This is a genomic window from Azospirillum sp. SYSU D00513 (assembly GCF_017356015.1).
Taxonomy (GTDB): domain Bacteria; phylum Pseudomonadota; class Alphaproteobacteria; order Azospirillales; family Azospirillaceae; genus Azospirillum.
The window spans coordinates 43,133-64,879 of the sequence record NZ_JAFIQV010000034.1; the positions used below are offsets into that span (position 1 = coordinate 43,133).

Genomic DNA, 21,747 nt, shown 5'->3' on the forward strand with positions numbered 1-21,747 from the left:
GTCTCTCGAAGAGGCCTTGTCGGAGCGGTGGCTCAGAGGGGTTGCGCCCGGCTGTCGAACGCGAAGTCGATGGGACCGTTGGAGAAGCGGCCGCGGACCGGCAAGACCATGAACATGGTGACGTCCACCAGGCGGCTCAGCCAATGGCGCTCGCCCTCGACCAGCCCGGACACGGAGGCGTTCAGGAAGTAGGTGCCCTCCATCAGCCTGCATTCGAACTCGTGCACCACCTCCAGGACCGTGCCGGCTTCCACGTAATCCAGAACGCGCGGGGTGGAAAGCGTGGTCGAGCCGCCCAGCTCGACACCGGTCACGGTCTTGAGGCGCGTGCCTACGGCGACGCCCCAGGCCCCTTGCTCGAGTTCGACGCGGTAGCAGAGCGCGTAGCGGCGCCCCGACACCAGGACGTTCACCTGACGCCCTTCCTTGTTCGTGATCCGGACGTTGCGGATGTGGGCGCCGCGGGACTCATAGGCCGTGGCGCTCTGCGGCACGAGGCCGGGGTTGAAATGCTCTTCCAGCTCGTCGTCGGGAGAGGAAGGCAATCCTTGCCCCTCGGAGGCGGGCGCGGCGCCGTCCTTTGCGACGGCTGGCGCGGCCGTGACCTCGTCGGGCAGCAGCGCCTCGCCGCGGCGGGCGGCCAGCAGCCCCTCGCGGAAGGCCGTCCGGCGGTCGGCCGGCGTGTAGAGCAGCCGGTGGTAGAAGTTGATGGCCCGCCGCGGCGGGCCGTCGTAGAGCAGCTCGCCATGGTCCAGCAGGATCGCGCGGTCGCACAGCTCGACGACCTGGTTCGCGGAATGCGACACGAAGAGGATCGTCGCCCCCTTCTTCTTGATCGCCTCGATGCGGGCCATGCAGCGCCGCTGGAAGGCTTCGTCGCCCACGGCCAGGGCCTCGTCCACGACCAGGATGTCCGGGTTGACCGAGATCGCCACCGCGAAGGCGAGGCGCATCACCATGCCCGTGGAATAGGTCTTGGTCGGCTGATCCAGGTGGGGGCCGATGTCGGCAAAGGCCACGATCTCGTCGAACAGCCGGTCCGTCTCGTCCCGGCTGAGCCCGAGGATCGCGCTGTTCAGGTAGACGTTCTCGCGCCCGCTGAATTCCGGGTTGAAGCCGGAGCCGAGTTCCAGCAGCGCGGACACCCGGCCGTTCACCTCGACCTCGCCGGAAGACGGCCGCAGGGTGTGGCAGATGATCTGGAGAAGGGTGGACTTGCCCGAACCGTTGTGCCCGACGATGCCGACGGTGCTGCCGCGCTCGATCTCGAAGCTGATGCCGCGCAGCGCCCAGAATTCCTGAAAATACCGGCGCTTCCGGCCCAACAGCGCCTGTTTCAGGCGGTCTTCCGGGCGGCTGTAGATCTGGTAAACCTTGGAGAGGTCACGGACCGCGATCGCCTGATTGGATGAATGCATGCAGAAAAACCGCTATAGGGCCAGCCAAGCTCACCGTGTCTTCGACCGGACAACGCTCGCGGCGCCCGGCGTCCCCCTTCGGAGGCGGCGCATTCATCGCACCCAGGGCGGCGGGGCGCAACAGTTTCCACGCCGGGCCGCCGGCCGGCCTGGCTCCCGGCTTCCCGGCCCTTTCCGGCAGCGCGCATGACCTCCGCTCCCTCATCCGCCCCCGGGCCGGTCTCCTTCGTGACCGGCTCCGACGCCGGCTATTTCGCGATGACCTGCCTGCTCGCCCAGTCTCTGGAGCGGTGGATGCCGGGGACCCGGCTGCTGGTCTGCGACTTCGGGCTGAGCCCGGCACAGCGCCGCTTCCTGACGGAAGCCGGGCGGCTCGTGCCCCGTCCGGCCTCGGTGCCCGAGGGCGCACACCCCTATTTGGCTAAGGCGGCGCTTGCCGACTATCTGAACGGCATCGGCGGCCCCATCCTCTGGCTCGACTGCGACATGATGATCGCTGGTTCCCTGGAGGCGCCACTGGCAGCGCTGCTGGAGGCCATGGAACGGGCGGATGCCGTGTTCGCCGCCGCGTCCGACGCCGAGGTGGGCGACATTGCCAGTTTCATCGCGCTCTGGGGCGTTCCACCCTTCGACGCGGCGGTCCGGGCCGCCGGGATCGACCCGGGGAAGCCCTATCTCAACTCCGGCCTCTTCCTGTGCCAGTCGGCCGAGGCCCTGGCCGGGGTGCGCGACCGCTGCGCGGCCCTAGAGGATCACCGGATGATTGACCAGAATGCCTTCAACCTCGCGGCCTGGGAGCCCGGCCGGCGTTGCGCGGTGCTAAAGGGAGCCGTCTGGAACGTGCACGGCCGGCTGCTAGCGCAGACGCGGGCTAGGGAGGACGGCACGGTGCTGTGCGGGGAACACCGCGCCCTGGTCCTGCACGCCACTTCCATCGGCGGCGTGCATCACGAGGAGCGGCAGGGCAGCCTGCGCGGACCCGCCGGGGACTTTCCGGTCCGGGTGAAGTTCTTCCGCGAGCCCGCCTTGGCGGCCATGCAGCAGGGCTTCCTGGGCGGCTTCGTCGCCGCCCACCGCCCGGCGCTCGCCGCCGCCGGACTTATGAATGGCCAGGGGACCGGTTAGCGGAGGCCGTGAGCCCGGCTGGCGAGCCAGAGGCGCATCCGCTCCGAGGGGGAGAGGCGGTGGGCCGGGCCGGACAGCCAGCCCGACAGGTCCCGGCCCAGGTAGCGGCCCAGGCTTTCGATCTTCGGGCGGTACAGCCCGTCCAGATAGTGGCGCAGGGTCGGGCGCATCGGGTGGCGCGACCCGACATTGTGCGGCGCTGACAGGGAGTCGTCAGGGACCGCCTCGTAGGCGGTGGGGTCGAGGCCGAGATGCCGGCAGCAGCGCCGCAGCACCCCGCGCGGGTCGGCCACGATGTCATCGAAGGTCTCGACGTGAAGCTGCTCGGCCGGATAGTGGCTCCGCCAGACCTCCAGGCAGGTCTCGTAATCGCCGCGGCTGGCCGATCCCCGCGCGTTGAAATGGTCGATGAACCAGGTGTCGGACGCCTCCTCGAAGGCCATTTCCGCGCGCGGCAACGCCATCAGGGCCGAGGACCAGGCCCGCTCGATCGGGTTCCGGATCAGGTAGATCAGGCGGATGTCCGGGAACTCGCGCCGGATCTCCGCCACCGTCTCGGAAGCCAGAATGCCGTAGGCGGGCGTGATCTCCCCGGCCACCATGCCCTGCGGGGCCGCCGCGAACTGCTGCCGGTACCAGTCCAGCCCGTTCGCGCGGTGCTGGTCCCAGAAATGCAACTCCTTCTCCTCGGTCAGGAAGACCGAGGGGTGCTTCTTGAGATTGAAGTAGAGCCAGGTGGTCCCGGCTTTCTGGGCGCCGATGCCGAGGAACTGGAGCATGATCGATCAGGTCTTCGCGTGTCGGGGAAGGGGGCCGTCACATCACGTCGGCGAAGGCCGGGCGGCTGCGGCTGAACCAGTAAAAGCCGCCCCAGGCGACTAGGACGGCAATTACGCTGTACGTCACCAGTTGCCACCAGTCCGGCAGCACCCCCCAGATGATCAGGGCGCGCGCCTGCTCGACCGGGATGGTCAAGGGATTGAGGAAGACGATCGGGCGCATCGCTTCCGGGACGGCCGTGATGGGGAACAGGATCGGGCTGAGGAACAGGAGAAGCGTCATCACCGGCGGCATGACCTGCCCGATGTCGCGCAGGAAGACGCCGAGCGCGGCCAGGAACCAGACGATCCCGAGCGTCAGGACCACCAGCGGCAGCACCACGAAGGGCAGCAGGAGGGCGGTCCAGGGGATCGCTCCCTGCAGCAGCGCATAGATGGCGAAGAGAGCCGCGAAGCTGATCGCGCCATGGAACAGCGCCGAGCCGATGGTGCTCCAGCCGAGGATCTCCAACGGGAAGACGACGCGCTTGACCAGGTTGGCGTTGCCCAGGATCAGGCTGGGCGCACGGCTGAGGCATTCCGACAGGAAGCTGTGCAGGATCAGCCCGACGAAGAGGATCAGCGCGAAGCTGGCATGGCCGTCGGCATGGACGATTGAGTTCTCCGGCGCGGCTGCGGTCCAGCGCGTCTGGAACATCACGCCGAACACCAAGGTGTACATGGCGAGCATGACCAATGGGGTCATGAACGACCACAGCAGGCCAGCGAAGGATCCGCGGTAACGGCCCGCGATGTCGCGCCATGTCATCTGACGCACCAGATAGCGGTGCTGGATCAGGCTCAACGGTATGCGCAGGAAATGTGCGAACATCGACCAACTATAGGGGCGGAGGGGAACGGGTGCGCCGCACGTCGTGCGGCGCGGGGACCCTAACACGCTTCCCTCGCCCCGGTACACGGCAGACAAGGCAGGGCCGGACCGCCCTCCGAACGGTGCGCCGGCGGCCCTCGAACGGCAAAGGGGCCGCCCCGAAGAGCAGCCCCCTGGCAATGCTGGGCTGAGGTGCCCAGTCGGCGATGTTACCCGCCGAAAACGATCCAGTCGTTGGAGAACTGGTCGCGCCGGACCCCGGTCAGGGTGACGGTGTCGTTTGTGGAGAAGCTGATCACCGCCTCGCCCGCCCCGTTGGCTGTGACCGTGTAGGCTGTGCCTGCCGCGAAGGTGATGCGGTCGCCCGCCGCTCCGTCGAAGTCCGTGATGATGTCGGTGCCGCCGCCCGCCGCGAAGGCGAAGAGGTCGGCCCCGGCACCGCCAGTCAGCGTGTCGTTGCCCAGGTCCCCGCTCAGCCGGTCGTTGCCGAGGTCGCCCGAGAGCCAGTCGTCACCTTGGCCGCCGAACAGCGTGTCGTCGTCGCGCCCGCCGAACAGCGTGTCGGCCCCGGCGTTGCCGAACATCAGGTCGGTGCCGACGTTGCCGACCAGCAGGTCGTTGCCGATGTCGCCGGCCAGCGTGTCGGCCCCGATGTCGCCGTTCAGCAGGTCGTCGTCACGGCCGCCGAACAGCATGTCATCGCCTCGGCCGCCGTACAGGCTGTCGGCCCCGGTGTTGCCGAACAGCATGTCGCTGCCGACGTTGCCGAAGACCAAGTCCGCACTGCCGCTGCCGGCCAGCGTGTCGGCCCCGTCGCCGCCGCTCAAGGTGTCGGCGCCGGCGTTGGCTTGGATGAATTGAGCGCCCCCATCGCCGGCGATCATGCCGCCGCCGCCGACCATGGCGTCCCCCAGCACCGCAGCGAAGCCGACCTGGCCCAGTTGGACCGGGCGGTCCATCGTCCGGCCGCGGGCGTCGAGGATATAGGCGTCCTGTGGCCCGGCGCCGGTGAAGGGCTGGGAGCCGTCGGCCGGGGTGAGGGTGTGGACGGTGACGCTGCTGCCGGCGGGCAGGCCGGCGGCGTAGGCGCCGAACATGGCCGAGATGCCGCCGTCGGCGACGCCGAGCCCGGCGAGCGCCTGATCGAGCGCGCTGCCCGCGTCCGGTGTGGTGGGCGTGTCGCCGCCACCTGAACCACTGCCGATGTTGTCGCTGCCGCCACCGGACCCGCCGCTCGAACCACCACCCGAGCCGCCGCCGATGTTGTCGTTGCCGCCGCCGGCCCCACCGCCGGAGCCCCCACCCGAACCGCCGCCAGGAACGGTATCGCCACCGCCAGGCACCGTGTCACCACCACCAGGGACCGTATCACCGCCACCTGGCATCGTGTCGCCGCCGCCGGGCACGGTGTCGCCACCGCCAGGCACCGTGTCACCACCACCGGGGAGCGTGTCGCCGCCGCCGGGCACGGTGTCGCCACCGCCAGGCACCGTATCACCGCCGCCGGGGAGCGTGTCGCCACCGGTGCTAGTGCCGAAAATCACGTTGTCCGCCGTCAGATCGTCAATGTCGACGCCGTCCAGGAAGACATCCTGAGAGTAGTCTGGAGCCAGGATCAGGAAGCCCCGCTCCGGACCGGCCATAGCCTTGACCTGATCGAGGGTATTGATGGGATTGCCTTGCGCATCCACGAAGCCGCGCAGGTCCAGGATGTCGCCGCCGGGGCCAACCTGAAAATCCGTGATGTCGTCGAAGCCAGCACCGGGCGTGAGGACGAAGGTGTCGCGGCCGGCACCACCGGTCATGGTGTCGTTGCCGCCGTTGCCGATGATGGTGTCGTTGCCGCTAGTGCCGGTGAGCAGGTTGTCCCTGGCGTCACCGGTGATGGCATCCGAATTGCCACCGGGCACAGTGTCGCCACCGCCGGGGAGCGTGTCGCCGCCACCTGGCACAGTATCGCCGCCACCGCCAGGCACTGTGTCACCACCACCGGGGAGCGTGTCACCGCCGCCGGGCATGGTGTCGCCAACCGCTGCGATGGTGATGGTGTCGCCCTCCCGCGTGATGACCCGGTCGAAAGCGGCACGCTGCTCCGCTGTCATCGTGACGGTGATGCTCTGGGGACCGGTCAGTTCGAGGACCTCGACGTCGGTCAGCGTCATGCCGCGAATGTCGATGTTCGTTCCGACCGTGTAGCGGGCACCGGGAGTATCCGGGTGATTGATCGGGGTGGAAGTGATCTCAAAGGTGTCCGTGCCCTCGCCGCCGTCGAAAGAGACGCGGCCGGCGCCCGCCTGGTTGGTGATCACGTAGCGGTCGTTGCCGGCGTTGCCCTGGATAAGGTCGGTCTCCGTCGTGCCGACGATCTCGCCCGCATAGATCACGTCGTCGCCGGCGCCGCCCTCAATCGTATCCTCGTCCCAGTCGGCGTAGATGGTGTCGTTGCCGGCTTCGCCGTAGATCCGGTCGGCGCCGCCGAAACCGATCACCGTGTCGGCGCCATCTCCACCATACAGCACGTCGTTGTCGGCCAAGCCGTTGACGCGGTCATCGCCGTCGCCGCCATAAAGCGTGTCGGCGCCATCGGCCGCCTCAAGGGTGTCGTTGCCGCCCATGCCATATTCGAGGTCGTCGCCGGCATGGCCGCGAAACCAGTTGTCGTTGTCATCGCCATAAAGCGTGTCGTTGCCGCCGCCGCCGGCAATAATCCTTATGTTTTCGTAGGTGTCGCCCTCGGCATAGCCCGTGTTGTTTTCCGGGGTGGCGAGATCGACCAGCACAGGATCGTTTCCTAGCCCAATGTAATCAACATCATTGAGGGCTTCCTCCCCACCGTCTTCTCCGACGAAGTGCTGCGGCCCGTCTATCAGCGGAATGTTTGCCAACCTGTCCTCCTTGGTGCACGAATTTGCTTTCGCCGTGCGAACAGCAGAATATTCTGGAGTTCATATGATTTCGACGCGGCGGCGACGTGCGTTGAATTTGCCTTCGCCGATGTATTTGATGGTTTGAATGGCCGGGAACAATTCTGTTAATCGCATTAACTCCTTATCAAGCTGGGTAGTCTGCAGCAATCACACAAATAACTCTCGGATCATATGACCGCTTAACTTGGTAAGCTGGTGAATACGTTGGATTTTAAAGGTGCCTTTCAGGATGATTTCTTTATGTGAACCGCCTCCTGAAAGGGCAAGGCTTTCGCCTAGGGGCGCATCCTCCGGGGGTATCGCTCGAAAATCCATGCCCTGCGATGGAACAAAAGGCCAACAGCCAGCATGGAAAGATTCAGTCTTTCTTTTCAAAGGCATGGCCAAACGCCAAAAAAGGAAAATATCCCGTTGCATCGAGGGCCCTGTGTAAAGAAGAGGCCGCCTGTTCGCTCCGGGGCAAGGCAATGGAGTCTTAATGGGGAGGTGCCGGGGCGATGGGAGCAAGCCCTGGCCCGCTCCCGATCGGCTGTCACTACATGCCAAATGGACGGCTGGGAAAGAGCATGCTACCTCTAGGCTTGGCTGAGTCGGCAACCCTTAAGTTGCAGGCTTAGCCCGTGATGATACGGCGGGGAGCCAGACCGTCTGTGCCGGCACGCTGAAAGGGGGGCCTCCGGCCTCCCCTTTTGCTTTCGGCCCTCGGGTCGGGCCAGCGAACGATTTCCAGCAAAATCAGCCACATTACCAAGATGTAATGTACAAAACCGGCGGGCCTCCCTATTCTGCGCTGGAGCCAAGCTGATTTTGCCAACGACGAGCGCGGGAGAAGGTATTAGCCCCGTGCCTTTGCAACGCACTCTGTCGTTGGCAATCCCTTTTCCGGCCCGCTCCCCCCACCATCCTCCGCTCCTCCTTCCCAAGGTTCGCCTGGGGAAGCGATCACGCCTTCCGGCGTTTCGCCGGGCGGTACCCGCGCTGTAAGATTCCCGCAGCCGGGGGAACAAAAGTCATCTACGTTCTGGAGAGCTTCCGGAAGGCCTTCGCCTTCTAAGGGATGCGGAGGCAATCATTCTCCGCATTTTTGAAATGGCTTGGCAGGCCCACTTCTTTCACAAAGAATGCCTCAACTTTGTCACAAGGGTCCTTTAACGAATAGGAAAGGCTGCCTGATATCGTAAGGATTACCTCTATTGATGGCGACTCTCGCCGGTAATCCGAACGGAACGGGTATGAACAGCCCCACGATCCTGTATCCCGGCTTTGCCGCGCCGGTCGAACAGCTGCGTCAGCCCGCCTACTTCGTCGCTCCCGACGGGAACGACGCCTGGTCCGGCCGGCTGGCAGCACCGAACGCCGAACGCACCGACGGTCCCTTCGCCAGCCTGGAACGCGCGCGCGACGCGATGCGCGCGAGCGCCATCGACACGGCCTATCTGCGCGGCGGCACCTATCGTCGGACCGGCACGCTGGAGCTGACGGCCGCCGACAGCGGCGTGGCGTTCCTCGGCTATCCGGGTGAGACGCCGGTGATCAGCGGCGGCGAAACGGTTACGGGCTTCCAACCGGAGGGGAACGGGCTCTATTCCGCCGCCCTCGCCCGGCCCACCGACCTTGATCTCTTCATCGGCGGCAAGCGGCAGCGTGTCGCGCAATCGGGCGATTGGGACCCGGCGGCGCCCGCCACCTCCGGCTGGCAGTTCACCGAGGCGGGCACCCGGAGGGACGCTCTTACCTTCCGGGCGGGGGAGGTCCGGCCGGGCGACATCGTGCCCGGCATGCGGATCCAGGCCTTCAGCCACGACCGGCTGGCCGACAACATCCTGGAGGTCAAAGACGCCGATTTCGCCACCAACACCATCAGCTTCAAGGGTGAGGCCAAATACGTGATCGGCGCCGGCGGCACCTACCGCCTGCTCAACAGCCCGGCCTTGATCCGCGACGCGGGCGAGTTCGCCTGGCGCCCGTCCGACGGGCGGCTGGTCGTGAAGTCCGAGGACCCCGCGGCACTCACCCAAGATGGGGTGACGGTGCCGCGGCTGGGCACGCTCGTGCGCATGACCGGCGCCACGGGCGTCACCCTGTTCGGTCTGACCTTCGCCGATGGCGCCTGGAACGGCAACGCCGTGGAGATGACGGGCTCCAGTGGCAACCGGATCGGCGGCAACCGCTTCGTCAATGTCGGCAATGGGCTCCGGCTCAGCGGCTCCTCGAACAACGTCATTGACGGCAACCTGATGGAGCATCTGGCCGGCAGCGGCATGGACCTGTCGGACCGCTCGAACGGCAACCGGATCGGCCACAACCTGATCCAGGGGATCGGCGAGATCCGGAAATATGTCGGCGGCATCATGGCCAATGGGGTGCATGACAACCTCCTCTCCCAAAACGAGATCGCGGACAGCCCCGGCTACGGCATCTCCATCAAGAACTGGGACAGGAACACCATCAACACCGGCAACGTCATCGAGTACAACCGGATCCTCCGGACCGGGCAGGAGATCGCCGATGCCGCTGCCATTGAGATGCTTGGCCGCTCCGACATCGACACGCGGGCGGTCGTCCGGGGCAACTTCATCGACGGCGTGAAGGGCCTCGCTACGAACCCGCAGTCGCAGTGGCTGACCAACTACAAGGGGTTCGGCATCTATCTGGACGACCAGGTGAACGGCGTGGCGGTCACCGACAACTTCATCCGGGGCACGAGCTGGGCCAGCGTCTTCATCCATGGCGGCGACAATAACCGGGTGACCAACAACATCGGGATTCTGGGCTCCAACAAGGAGGAGCTGATCCGTGTCGAATGGGTGCCGAGCGCGGGATTGGCCGGAACGCCGCAAAACAACAGCATCACCGGCAACATCGCCTATGCCGCCGCTCCCGTGGATGATTATTGGGAGCTGCTCTCCGCCAACTTCCCGACCATCGCCAACAACCTGGTCTTCAACATGCCCCGCTACGGGGCGGGCGACCGCCAGGCCGATCCCCTGTTCGTCGATCCGTCCGCGGGGGACTTCCGCCTAGGCTCCAACTCGCCCGCCTTCGCCATGGGCATCCGTGACCTGCCCTGGGGAATGATGGGCCGCGCCGGCTATGTCGCGGAGAGCCGGCTCGTGCCGGCACCCCCATCGCCGCCGCCTCCTCCCCCACCCCCGCCCCCTCCACCACCACCTCCGCCTCCCCCGCCGCCATCCGGTTCGGGCGGTGGGGGCGGGGGAGGCGCGGCGCCGGCCGCTCCGCCGCCGGCGGACATGTCCGTCGCCTCTTCGCCGGCGGAGGCGCGGCTGGCGCTCGAGCGGACGCTGTCCCAGCTCGGCTCCGCCGACCCCGGCCTCGGCGCCATGGCCGGCTCCTTTGCCGCGGGCCTTCCCGCCGGGAACAGCGTCGCCATCCAGCGGGTGACCCTGACGGCGAACGCCGATTCCATGCCCTTCACGAGCGCCGGGACCCAGACCGCCTATGTGCTCGACGCCCGCGGCCTGCCAGCGGGGCGGATGGTCCAGCTGGGCCAGGTCGGCTTCGCCGCCATCCTCGGCGACGCCATGGTCAGCGGCGGCGGCATGATCGCCGGCGACGGAGGGATCCAGCGGATCCAGGCCGCCGGCGGCGCCGACACGCTGAGCGGCGGCGGCGGCGGCGACTGGCTGGCCGGCGACGCGAGCGAGGACCGGCTGTTCGGCAACGCCGGCGACGACGCGCTGTTCGGCAACGCCGGGGCCGACAGCCTGTATGGCGGGCAGGGCGACGACGCCCTGTTCGGCGGCCGCGACGACGACCTGCTGAACGGCGACAACGGGGACGACAGCCTGGCCGGCGACATCGGCAATGACCTGCTGGTCGGCAACGCCGGCGCCGACCGGATGTATGGCAACGCCGGGGCCGACACGTTGTTCGGTGGCCGCGACGACGACACGCTGTATGGCGGGGCCGGCGACGACCGGCTGTCCGGCGACATCGGCAACGACCGGCTGAGCGGCGACATGGGCAACGACACGCTGACCGGCGGTGCCGGGGCTGACCTCTTCGCCTTCGCGGCGGGCGGCGGCACCGACACCATCACGGATTTCGACGCGGCGGCGGGCGACCGCATCGCCCTTGCGCCGGGGCTGGGCTACACGGTGGCCGCCAACGGGGCGGGCGAGGCGGTGATCGTCTTTTCCGCGAACGACACCGTGACTCTCGCCGGGGTCGCCCGCGAGGCCGTGACGGCCGGCTGGTTCATTCTAGGCTGAGGGGCAAAGCAACGAGCAGGCCCGGCAGCCCGTCCGGGCCTCTTGCCCTTTTTCAGGCCCCCTCCCCTTTTTTTGGGGGAGCGCCCCCGGCCGGCCCGCCCGGACTGGGCAGGTCCCTTTTCCGCCGGGATCCTCGGAAGCGCCAGCCCCGCATCGTCGCGCTACGCCCCTTCGCGCGGCCCATCGGAAATGGACACTCACATCGGTCCGCCGCCCCTATCCGCAAGCTTTATTCAAACGGAAGGTCCTGCGGCGGGCATTAACCCGATTACTTTCCAAACAACACCTAATCAAGCATCAAAGATGATCGGCTGAACCACAAGCTAATCCTGACCACAAGGCGTCGTGATTTCGTCGCACGGATTTTCATGGTCGGGAGAGTGGCATGTACGATCACTCGGAAATAATCTACAGCACCTCCATACGCTGGGACCGCACGGCCCTGACCTACAGCATCGCGCCGGAGATCGCCGCCTGGCGCCCGGTCATCGAGCAGGCCCTGGCGCAGTGGGACCGGGCGACCGGCCTGTCCTTCACCGCCACCACCGGCGATGCCGACATCGAATACACCACCCTGGCGGCATTGAGCGCGCCGCCGGGGGCGATCGGCTGGTCCCTGCTGTGGACCGACGACGACACCGGCCGGATCGCCCAGGGCTTCGTCGGGCTGCCGGCCGATCCCGCGGGCACCGACGCGCTCTACATGGCGCTGCACGAGAGCGGCCATGCCATCGGGCTGTCGCATCCGGGCCAGAGCTATTTCTCCGACGCCACCTATGAAACCGTGACCGTCATGGCCTATCCCAAGGCGGTCTACGGCAACGCCGCCCGGCTGCGCGACTGGGACATCGCCGCCGGGCAGCTCCTCTACGGCCCGGACCAAGCGCTCACCGGGGGCGCGGCAGGGGACAGCCTGACCGGCGGGACCGGGCGGGACCTGCTGGACGGGGCCGGCGGCGAGGACCTTCTGATCGGCCTGGCCGATGGCGACACGCTCCGGGGCGGGGACGGAGCCGACCTCCTCTTCGGGAACCAGGGAGAGGACCTGCTCTGCGGCAACACGGGCGCCGACACGCTGTACGGCGGCAGCGGCGAGGACAGGCTGTATGGCGGGGCCGGCGACGACTGGCTGTCCGGCGACCTGGGCGACGACTGGCTGAGCGGCGATCTGGGCAACGACACGCTGACCGGCGGGGCCGGCGCCGACCGCTTCCTGTTCCAGCCCGGCGGCGGGGCAGACTTGGTGGCGGACTTCGACGCCGCCGCCGGCGACCGGCTGGTGATCGGCGCCCGAAGCTGGACAGTGGCCGCCGGCGGCGTCGGCGCGGTGGTGGACCTCGGGCTCGGCGACAGCATCACGCTGGCCGGCATCAGGGCCGACCAGGTGACGGCGGGCTGGTTCATGGTGGGTTAGGGGCGGGTTGGAGCGCCCTGTCCCGGCGGAAGTCACATTTCCCGCCGCCCTGCGGCCTTGACCTCTAAGACTCGCCGGCCGTGCCGGAGGGCGAACACAAGCTCCGTCTCTTCGATGACAAGCTGCGCGGCTTCTTCATCGAGGTCTGGCCGATTGGCACCATCACCTTCTACGTCCGCTACCGCGACCCGCGCGGGAGGGGGCGCGAGATGCGCATCGGCCGCCTCGGCGAGATCACGGCCGACCAGGCCCGCAAGAAGGCGCAGGAGATCAAGGCGCAGGCTCGGCTCGGTGGCGACCCCGCCGGCGAGCGCGACAAGCTCAAGGCCATGCCGACGTTCTCGGCCTTCATGGAGAACAGCTACCTGCCCTTCGTGAAGGAGCGCATCCGCTCCCACGTCGACCACGAGAGCTTCTACCGGGTCCGCCTCAAGGCCCGCTGGGGCAACCGGCGCATGGACGAGATCAAGCCGCACGACGTCGCCACCCTCCAGGACAGCCTGCGCAAAGACGGCCTGGCGAACGGGACGGTGAACCGCTACACGGCCTTCGTCCGGCGGGTGTTCAACCTGGCAATCGAATGGGAGGTCATCGAGGGCCGCAACCCTGCCCGCAAGGCCGAGATGCGGCGCGAGCACCACCGGGAGAAGTTCCTCACCGAGGCGGAGCTGCGCGCCCTGTTCCTCGCCCTGCTCGCCGCGACCGGCGCCCGGCGCAGCGAGGCGATGAAGGCGAAATGGGAGCACGTCGACTTCGAGCGGCGGCTCTGGGTGGTGCCGGTCGCAAAGAGCGGCAGGCGCCGGCACATTCCGCTCTCGGACATGGCGGTTCGCATTCTGGTGCGGCAGCCCCGCCCGCCCGGCTGCCCCTGGGTGTTCCCCGGCCAGAGCCGTAAGAAGCACATCGGTTGCCTGCGCAACGCGTGGCTGAGCGTCAAGAAACGAGTCGGCCTGCCGGACGACCTCCGCCTTCATGATCTCCGCCACACCTTCGCCAGCACCCTCGTGTCCAAGGGCCGGACCCTCTACGAGGTCAGCCAGCTGCTCGGGCACAGCCAGATGTCCATGACCATGCGCTACGCCCACCTCGCCCCGCAGCGCCTGCTAGAGGCTGCCAACGAGGCGCTTCCGGAGTTCTCGGAGCCTCCGGAGAACTGATACCGGCGAGCGTTTGTCCTGACACACTCTCGAAGAGGGCCTTCGGGCACGCGTACTCTGGCGGTTAACAAGGGGTGTGTCACTTCATCCGCTCGGCGGTATGAAGAGATTGAGCCCTGCACGAGTTTGCGGATAAAGCAGAGGCCCGACAGCTTCGGCTGCCGGGTCTTGCTCGGTTGCTTTTTTAGTTCTCCCGATGCCGCCCCGAAAAGGCTCAGAAGGCGGCGCGCAGCTGGTCCACCAGATCGGTGCGCTCCCAGGAGAAACCGCCGTCGGCGTCCGGCTCGCGGCCGAAATGGCCATAGGCGGCGGTGCGGGCGTAGATCGGCCGGTTCAGCCCGAGATGCGTGCGGATGCCGCGCGGGCTAAGATCGACCAGCTGCTGGAGGACGACCGACAGACGGTCCTCGTACACCGTGCCGGTGCCGTAGGTGTCCACATAGACCGACAGCGGCTTGGACACGCCGATGGCGTAGGAAACCTGGATGGTGCAGCGGTCGGCCAAGCCCGCGGCCACCACGTTCTTGGCGAGGTAGCGCGCGGCGTAGGCGGCCGAACGGTCCACCTTGGTCGGGTCCTTGCCCGAGAAGGCGCCGCCGCCGTGCGGGGCCGCCCCGCCGTAGGTGTCCACGATGATCTTGCGCCCGGTCAGGCCGGCGTCCCCGTCCGGGCCGCCGATGACGAAGCGGCCGGTCGGGTTGACGTAGAAGCTGTCCTCGCCGCACATCCAGCCCTCGGGCAGGATCTTCAGGATGTGCGGGCGCACCAGCTCGCGCACCTCCTCCTGCGACACGCCCTCGGCGTGCTGGGTGGAGACCACCACGGCGGTGGCGCGGACCGGCTTGCTGTTCTCGTACTGGAGGGTCACCTGGCTCTTGGCGTCGGGGCCGAGCCAGGGAGCCGCACCGGAGTGGCGCGCCTCGGCTAGCGACCGCAGGATGGCGTGGCTGTAGTGGATCGGGGCCGGCATCAGGGCTGGCGTCTCGCGACAGGCGTAGCCGAACATGATGCCCTGGTCGCCGGCACCCTCGTCCTTGTTGCCGGTGGCGTCCACGCCGACGGCGATGTCGGCCGACTGGGAGTGAACGAAGCACTTCACGTCCATGTTCTTCCAGTGGAAGCCGTCCTGCTCATAGCCGATATCCTTTACGGCGCGGCGCGCGACCTGAACCAGCATGTCGGGCGTGATGGTCTCGGGGCCGCGCACCTCACCGGCCAGGACAACTTGGTTGGTGGTGCACAGCGTCTCGACCGCCACGCGGGCGTACGGGTCGTGCGACAGGTAGAGGTCGACGATGGCGTCGGAGATCCGATCACTGACCTTGTCCGGATGGCCCTCGGACACCGACTCGCTAGGCTCCAGACTCAATCAGAGCCAGTACGCTACGATGGTTGCAATGGTTATAGCTGACACATAGTTTCTGGCGAGTTTGTCATAGCGCGTGGCAATGCGGCGGAAATCCTTGAGCCGACAGAACACGGCCTCCACCATCCATCGAGATTTGTAGCGCGTCTTGTCGAAACGGATCTTGTGCTTGCGTGATTTGCGGCCTGGGATGACCGGCCTGGCGCCCTTGTCGCGGATCGCGCGTCGCAGCCGATCTGAGTCATACCCTTTGTCCGCCAGAACGTACCGGCAGGTCTCCACCTCGGCCAGCAGGGCATCGGCCATGGTGATGTCCGAGACGTTGCCCGCCGTCACCTTGAAGGTGATCGGGCGGCCGAGCGTGTCGCTGAGAGCGTGGATTTTCGTCGTCCGACCGCCTCGGGAGAGCCCGATCGCCTGCCGCTTCGCCCCCCTTTTCCGCCGTGGGCGCACCGGTGCGCCTTCACGGAGCTGGCGTCCATGGCCACCGCGGTGGTGATCCACTGGCCCGCCGCCAGCGCGGCGAGGATCTTTCGCCAGTGGCCACGGCCCGACCAACGGTTGAAGCGGTTGTAGACCGTCGTCGGCGGACCGTATTCCGGAGGGCAGTCCTTCCAGCGGCAGCCGCTTTTCAGCACATGGATGATGCCGCTGATGATCCGGCGGTCGTCCACCCGGCGGGCGCCGGGCTGGTTGGACGGAAGGTGCGGCCGGATGGCTTCCCAGGCCTGATCGTCCAGCCAGAAAATCTCGCGCATGGGAACCTCCAAAGCCTCCATAGCGCTTTGGAATCACGTTTCTCCAGACGAATCAAGTCTCTGATTGGGTTTTGACCCTAGGTGAAGACGTAGTTCTGCTTGACCAAAGTAACCTCAGATGCGTTCTTGTTTCATTCACAAATCGAGCTGCAATGTTTTGCAATCATTTCACGACATATAATCCAGATAAGAACGTGACATCATAAACTTAGATATGAGGCGCTCCCAATTCTCATTCTGCTCAGTCCTTTGTCTCGAAAACCTTTCATCTAAAAGAACATTCATCCTCTTTTCAGAGGACAGTATTGAGCCGGCATTATCGGAATGGACGAACTCAATGAGGTTCCGCAGCATCTCTTGTCGCGCTTCTACATAATCTTCGTATGTAACCACCGTTGTAGGAAGTCCGAGAGCTGACACAGCCCTTTCCAAAAACAATTGCTCTCTTTGCACTTCCGCAAGGTGGGTGATAATGGCATCTCTAAGCCACTGCGACGGTGAATCCGACTGCGCATCTGCAGACTGTGCAACTGAGTCCCACTGTCCTGTTATTTTGGCCTTAAGCAAAGAGATGGCTTGCGCCAAAGCATCGGCGCGGCGAACTAGTATAATCCTAAGATTAGGGAACGTTCGCGTGAACACGTCACGGATTTCGTTCGCGCCAACATTCCCCAAAGCGCCAGTACTAGAAAAATAATCAATAAACGCCACAAGCTGAACATAATTCATCTTAAATCCAAAAATTCCCTCCTTTTTATATAGCTTGATAACAGTAGATATATCGGAGTATGGCACGCTCGCCTTGAGAAGGCTAAGGTCTTCAGGATGAAAAGACCCATCTATCTTATGGAATAATTCGACTCCCATGCCGCAGTTGTTGGCAGCAAGATCTCCGGCGATCATGCTGCTTCCAGAGCGTGGCGTAAAAAGAACTACAAAGCATTTACAGGAATCCATTGGACCACTCGCCCCTTCTTCACGGCTCACATCGAATTAGAGGCCGCAGCCTCCATTCTTCGCTTATTACAATGTACCAAATCGATCACATTAGAAGACCAGTCGCGCAACAGCCTGTGTAACTGAGGCGAATGGAGCGGTTATTTTCGTGCAGCTCCTAAGAGACATGCAGTACATTAGTGCACAGACACAGGCAACAGAGGCGCATGGATTGCCTTCAGGGCATTGATATGCCTGGGCTAACACTTGGCTTTCCTGAATGTGTCCGCGCACTAGTACTAGCATCATACAGGCTCGGGCAATGCCAAGACATCCCATTCAATATCATCGTCGAACGGAATCTCAGGAATGCCATCCGAACCGAAGGGAAGCTCGCGAAAATGCTTGAAACTATATTTAAGGTCGCGAAAAAAGCTATAGATATCGCGATAGTCATACCCAGTTGCATGCATCCACTTCGGAGAAACCTCAAAGAACAATGAAGGGCGGTGACTGGCTATTGTCCGTGCTAGTCCTCTAAGCACAAAAAGCTCAAAGGTTTGCACGTCAATTTTAATAAACTTGACTTGACGGCCCGGATGATGCTCACTTAAGTAGTCATCCATTGTCACCGCAGGAACACTTTCCGCGGCGTTCTCGGCATTATATCGTTCAGGATGTAGGTTAACTCCCAGGCTGCCGAAGTTCGCATCCCCGGTATAGCTTATTGGGAATAAGGTAAGCTCGCCGGCCTTATCACTAGCAGCCATGTGTATCGGGCGAATATTCCAGCATCCATTTAGAACACAGTTTGCGCCGAGTAACTGATACATGACCCTTTGCGCCTCTACGCTTACGACCAAGCCGTTTGGCCCAACAATCTTTGAAAATACAACGCTATGGTGACCAAAGTTTGCCCCAATATCCAGAACAAAGTCGCCGGCGCCAATGTGAGTCTTAAAGACTTCTATATCGTGAGGGGCCCAAGAACCTTCGCGCTCTATGGCATTGGGAATATCCATATCCGTTTTGAGGACAAGGAACTTTCCCCAATCACCAGAAATCACTCGTACCGTTTCGCTAAGAGTCCTGGACCGCCCCAGTTCTTTCGGCAATTCATCAAGCATAACTCCGAGCAGCCACACTTGGTGCCCGGACGATTGCCGCGATCTCTTGCCGAGGACTCTTATGGTGCAGACTGCGCCAGCAGGCGCAGCCATCTCGTAGGCAAAGTTGATGTCCTGCTCGTCTGCATACAAGTCGATTACCTGCGCTTCGCCAGCGCAAGAAATCTCGACCAGACCACTCCAGTCATGACGGAGAAACATCAGGCGTACTGTCCCGCCGGGGGAGGACAGTTGGAACTCGGCATCACCGGACTCCGACATGAGAGCTGCTCCCTGAACACCCGGTACAGGAAGCGCTCGCCAATCACCTACAAGCCTTGCCCCGCAGCAGCCCTGTTCCAACATTTCCGACGGCGCGAACTTAATCATATTGAGTCCTCATGAACACGATACCAGAAAGAGGAAGGCCGAGCTTGGGCGCCGTAGCGTCTTCGCCAGACATATTACAGCTTCCGCGTTTAGTTTGCACCCCGGAGTGCTCCTATTTTCACTTTAAGCTGACTAATTTCTGCTTCAAGCTCGGTGAGCTCCTGCGCTTTAGACGCCCATCTCTTCTGCTTGTCGTGCAACTCTTGGAGCAGCGTGCGCGTCATTCTCGCGCTCAACACTGCTTTGTCAGGAGAAGTCAAAACTGAGCGGGAAACTGGACCTGACAGCCCCCGAAGAATCTTCGCAACTTCCGGGTACCTGGAAAGAAAGTCGGTCTCCAGAAGCACGTGGCACAAAATGTCTTTGCTCCCACCCAAATGCCGAAGAAGCAGGTCTACCTCACCGTCAGACGGCTTTGCATCCGCGAAGGTATCAAGCGCCTGAACCAAGGCGTTTCTGTCTAGACTCATCATGCGATCTTCTCCAGAGCCTCGTTCGTAGAAGCAGCAGCCCTTTGAAAAGCCGAGTAGGCATCCTCAATGCCTTCGACCATCTGTTCCAGCGTGTACTTTGACAGGAAGCTGTGTTGAGCGGCATCTCCGAGGTGTTGGCGAAGGTTAGCATCACTGGCGAGTTTGAGAATGGCTTGAGCAATCTGACCAGGATCATTAGGGTTAACAAGCAGCCCAGTCTTCATCTGCTCAACAACTTCCGCTAGTCCGCCGACGTTGCCCGCGACGACCGGCTTGCCGTACCGCATGGCCTCAATCGCCACAAGGCCGAACGACTCAAAACGCGAGGGCGCCAGGAAAATGTCGCAGTCAGCGTACGCATCAGCAAGCTTGTCGTCCGGTATGTAACCCTCAAGCTGAATCCGCTGCGCAAGCTCGGGCGGTACGCTCTCCAAAAATCGGCTGATCGCCCGTTTGCAGTTCTGGTCATCCGTCGGAGAGCCGATAAAGCGGAACGTGACATCAGGTAATTGCGTGCAGACACGAAGAGCCGCTTCCAGAGCTGTATCGAACCCCTTGCGGGTTTCCTGCCGCCCTACGAAGAGGACCGTAATGCCGTCGCCTTTTTTAGCCGTCTCATGTCTGGCCGGAGAGGTGACGCCGTGAGGCACAACGATTGTCCGCGACGAAATGTCTACGCCATAAGTCTCGTGAATTTCCTTCACGACCGCATTCGTGTTTCCAAGGAAGTGTTGCGCCCTTTCAAAAATGAACTGTTCGGCCTTAACGACGCGCTGAACATGGTTGAAATCGTACAGGGGCCGGTGCCAATCCGGCTTATGCGGGTGAGCGAGTTTGTAGGTGGTGTGCAGCGACGTCACCACAGGGATAGGGGAGAGTAGTAGCGGGACTAGGCCTTCGACGTCCCAGATCGGTGCGGAAACGAGATCTAGGTTGGAGAAACCGATTTCGCGCAACTCCGCGTACACGCCAGCCGACCAGTTAGTCAAGTGATCTGGAATGTCGATTAGCGCAGTCACTGAACGGAGTTCTCCGCCCTCTATAGGCAGTACCTTATGGACCCAAACTCCGTCCCTATAATCGACAGTGGGCTCAGCGTCGGCACGCGTGATGACGTGAACCCGATGACCTCGTGCCGCCAAGCCACTGGCGACATGGTCTGTCCACCGCGCAATCCCAGCAGTGTCGTTCGGAGGAAAGCCTTGCGAGATTAGCGCTATCCGCAGCCTCTGTGCGCCCTCAGCATTGAACCTCTTAAAGGGCCTCTTGGAAACCCCTGCGGCTCGTTCCATCAGGTTGGTAGGGGCAGGAAGCCGGGCAAGTGTGCGGCCGTCTTCAATGCCAAGCTCGACGTCCTGGTTGAGGAGAGCTTCAGCGGTCGGGCTCAGATAGCTATGGTCGCGAAGCCACTTGTTGTCGCGGCGGAGCCCATCGCGGTACTTAACTACTTCGTCAGTTATAGCGATCTCATCCAATAACGGCGTACCATGGCGATACATGAAGTACACCTTACTGCGTGCTGGCACATGCAGTGTCGTCGGAACCTTATTCAGGTTGCGGAGATGGCTCGGCGCGTAACGATGGTAGACGAGCGCGTCGGGAGCATACACAATTTGGCCGCCTTGATCGACGAGCCTCAGGCAGACATCCGTCTCATCTAGGAAGTAGGCGAATGTCTCGTCGAAACCGCCAATCTCCTTTAACGCTGATGCACGGAACGATGAATTGGTTCCCAGAAGGGACGGGAATAGAGGAGATCCTGGGAAGCAGAATGTTTCGCGCGAGATTCCTCTCGGAACCGTAAAGGCGTTACCCAATCTATCGCAAAGCGTTGCAGTGGCCTGATAACTTTTTCCGGTGTGGTCTATGGTAAAGCCACCCACGCCGACAACGTCATCTGAATTGTATTTTTCGAGAATTCTCTTTAGCCACCCCGGATGAACAACTGCGTCATCATCTATAAATGCGACGACCTCGCCCACGGCGTTCGCAATGCCAATGTTCCGCGAAACGGAAAGATTCCTCTCCGCGCATTCCACGTACGTAATAGCCGAAGCATATTCTTCGCAAACTGCTCTCGTCCCGTCCGTCGAGGGGCCGTTTACAACGACGACCTCGAACTGACCTTCAAGGTTGCGAAGTGCGCGTAGGCAGTCGCGGAGCTGAGGCGCCCGATTGTATGTGTTGATGATTATTGAGGTTTTCATGTTATTTACCTGCAGCATTGGCATGCATCAAAGCAATCACGTCCATGTTTTTCTCATGGAATTCCGGCGATCGAAAAAGTGCTGCAAACAAGCTAGCCTTAGATTTATGCACGGAGAGTTGATGATTGATTGCATCCTCGCTTTCCGGATATCGATGAAAAAGCAAAGAAAACACAGAAACAACATCCTCTCGCGTGAGACCATGCGGCGGAAGGCCTTCTGTCAACCTGAGCTCATGGAGGAGATGCTGCTGCTCGCCCGACTGAACAACAATCTTCAGCTCCTTCTCGTCTCCCCTCGGCTTCAAACGAACCCGAAAACCGACGTCCACCCTTGGAACCCCAGCTTCGCTCACATCAGGTCGCGCCAGCTCTACTTTTCCCCGGCCGATTAGCCCTTTCTCACCAAAGATCAATATTTCCAACGTGCTGTCTGGGTTCGCCCTATCGAACGCCCAGCCGCAGATCAGCGCTGCACCTTCGGTGAGGTCGAGGCCGTCAAAATTTGCATAAATGCTGGTGCCCTTAATAGTGGGGAGCATGAATAACAGGTCCGCCGTTTCTTTATGCAGTTGCTGCATTTCGCCTG

16 protein-coding genes are annotated in these 21,747 nt (G+C 63.3%); 4 read left to right on the forward strand and 12 right to left on the reverse strand.

The window, feature by feature from the left end:
* Window positions 1-32: 32 nt before the first annotated feature.
* Window positions 33-1,418: an ABC transporter ATP-binding protein gene (locus JUB11_RS22745; protein WP_207461070.1), complete on the reverse strand. Its 1,386-nt coding sequence runs from the start codon at window positions 1,416-1,418 to the stop codon at window positions 33-35.
* Window positions 1,419-1,604: 186 nt separating this feature from the next.
* Between JUB11_RS22745 and JUB11_RS22750 the strand changes: the two genes are divergently transcribed.
* Complete coding sequence (locus JUB11_RS22750) at window positions 1,605-2,543, forward strand: hypothetical protein (RefSeq protein WP_207461071.1); 939 nt, start codon at window positions 1,605-1,607, stop codon at window positions 2,541-2,543.
* Here JUB11_RS22750 and JUB11_RS22755 read toward each other — a convergent pair.
* From JUB11_RS22755 to JUB11_RS22770, 4 genes are all read right to left on the reverse strand, one after another.
* On the reverse strand, window positions 2,540-3,322 hold the full coding sequence (locus tag JUB11_RS22755; RefSeq protein ID WP_207461072.1) for a sulfotransferase: 783 nt from the start codon (window positions 3,320-3,322) through the stop codon (window positions 2,540-2,542). The genes JUB11_RS22750 and JUB11_RS22755 overlap by 4 nt on opposite strands.
* Window positions 3,323-3,359: 37 nt before the next feature.
* Window positions 3,360-4,193 carry an ABC transporter permease gene (locus JUB11_RS22760; RefSeq protein ID WP_207461073.1) on the reverse strand — a complete coding sequence of 278 codons (834 nt, stop codon included), beginning with the start codon at window positions 4,191-4,193 and terminating at the stop codon, window positions 3,360-3,362.
* A gap of 209 nt (window positions 4,194-4,402) precedes the next feature.
* Window positions 4,403-7,078 carry a calcium-binding protein gene (locus JUB11_RS22765; protein WP_207461074.1) on the reverse strand — a complete coding sequence of 892 codons (2,676 nt, stop codon included), beginning with the start codon at window positions 7,076-7,078 and terminating at the stop codon, window positions 4,403-4,405.
* A gap of 189 nt (window positions 7,079-7,267) precedes the next feature.
* Window positions 7,268-7,537 (reverse strand): hypothetical protein, encoded by a 270-nt coding sequence (locus JUB11_RS22770; protein WP_207461075.1) that lies wholly within the window; start codon window positions 7,535-7,537, stop codon window positions 7,268-7,270.
* 815 nt (window positions 7,538-8,352) lie between these two features.
* Here JUB11_RS22770 and JUB11_RS22775 point away from each other — a divergent pair.
* The 3 genes from JUB11_RS22775 (at window position 8,353) to JUB11_RS22785 (ending at window position 13,923) form a co-directional block, all read left to right on the forward strand.
* Window positions 8,353-11,352 (forward strand): right-handed parallel beta-helix repeat-containing protein, encoded by a 3,000-nt coding sequence (locus JUB11_RS22775; RefSeq protein ID WP_207461076.1) that lies wholly within the window; start codon window positions 8,353-8,355, stop codon window positions 11,350-11,352.
* Window positions 11,353-11,737: 385 nt separating this feature from the next.
* A complete protein-coding gene (locus JUB11_RS22780; RefSeq protein ID WP_207461077.1) occupies window positions 11,738-12,766 on the forward strand; it encodes a hypothetical protein in 1,029 nt (342 codons plus the stop codon).
* An 80-nt stretch (window positions 12,767-12,846) separates the two neighbouring features.
* Window positions 12,847-13,923 carry a site-specific integrase gene (locus JUB11_RS22785; RefSeq protein WP_207461078.1) on the forward strand — a complete coding sequence of 359 codons (1,077 nt, stop codon included), beginning with the start codon at window positions 12,847-12,849 and terminating at the stop codon, window positions 13,921-13,923.
* A gap of 214 nt (window positions 13,924-14,137) precedes the next feature.
* On the opposite strand, the gene metK is transcribed toward JUB11_RS22785, so the two are convergent.
* The 7 genes from metK to JUB11_RS22820 form a co-directional block, all read right to left on the reverse strand.
* Entirely contained in the window at window positions 14,138-15,292 is a 1,155-nt protein-coding gene (metK, locus tag JUB11_RS22790; protein ID WP_207461079.1) for a methionine adenosyltransferase, read from the reverse strand.
* Window positions 15,293-16,047 (reverse strand): IS5 family transposase gene (locus JUB11_RS22795; protein WP_207461080.1). Its coding sequence is split into 2 segments (ribosomal slippage): window positions 15,293-15,709 and window positions 15,712-16,047, totalling 753 coding nucleotides; the frame shifts between segments, so codons are not numbered across the junction.
* Between the two features lie 168 nt (window positions 16,048-16,215).
* The gene (locus JUB11_RS22800; RefSeq protein ID WP_282189142.1) at window positions 16,216-17,004 is read right to left on the reverse strand and encodes a Stf0 family sulfotransferase; all 789 of its coding nucleotides are present in this window, start codon (window positions 17,002-17,004) and stop codon (window positions 16,216-16,218) included.
* Window positions 17,005-17,288: 284 nt separating this feature from the next.
* Window positions 17,289-18,371: an FkbM family methyltransferase gene (locus JUB11_RS22805; RefSeq protein ID WP_207461082.1), complete on the reverse strand. Its 1,083-nt coding sequence runs from the start codon at window positions 18,369-18,371 to the stop codon at window positions 17,289-17,291.
* A gap of 197 nt (window positions 18,372-18,568) precedes the next feature.
* Window positions 18,569-18,952 (reverse strand): hypothetical protein, encoded by a 384-nt coding sequence (locus JUB11_RS22810; RefSeq protein ID WP_207461083.1) that lies wholly within the window; start codon window positions 18,950-18,952, stop codon window positions 18,569-18,571.
* Window positions 18,949-21,159 carry a glycosyltransferase gene (locus JUB11_RS22815; protein ID WP_207461084.1) on the reverse strand — a complete coding sequence of 737 codons (2,211 nt, stop codon included), beginning with the start codon at window positions 21,157-21,159 and terminating at the stop codon, window positions 18,949-18,951. The genes JUB11_RS22810 and JUB11_RS22815 overlap by 4 nt, the downstream gene beginning before the upstream one ends.
* Window position 21,160: 1 nt before the next feature.
* A complete protein-coding gene (locus JUB11_RS22820; protein ID WP_207461085.1) occupies window positions 21,161-21,739 on the reverse strand; it encodes a hypothetical protein in 579 nt (192 codons plus the stop codon).
* Window positions 21,740-21,747 lie beyond the last annotated feature (8 nt).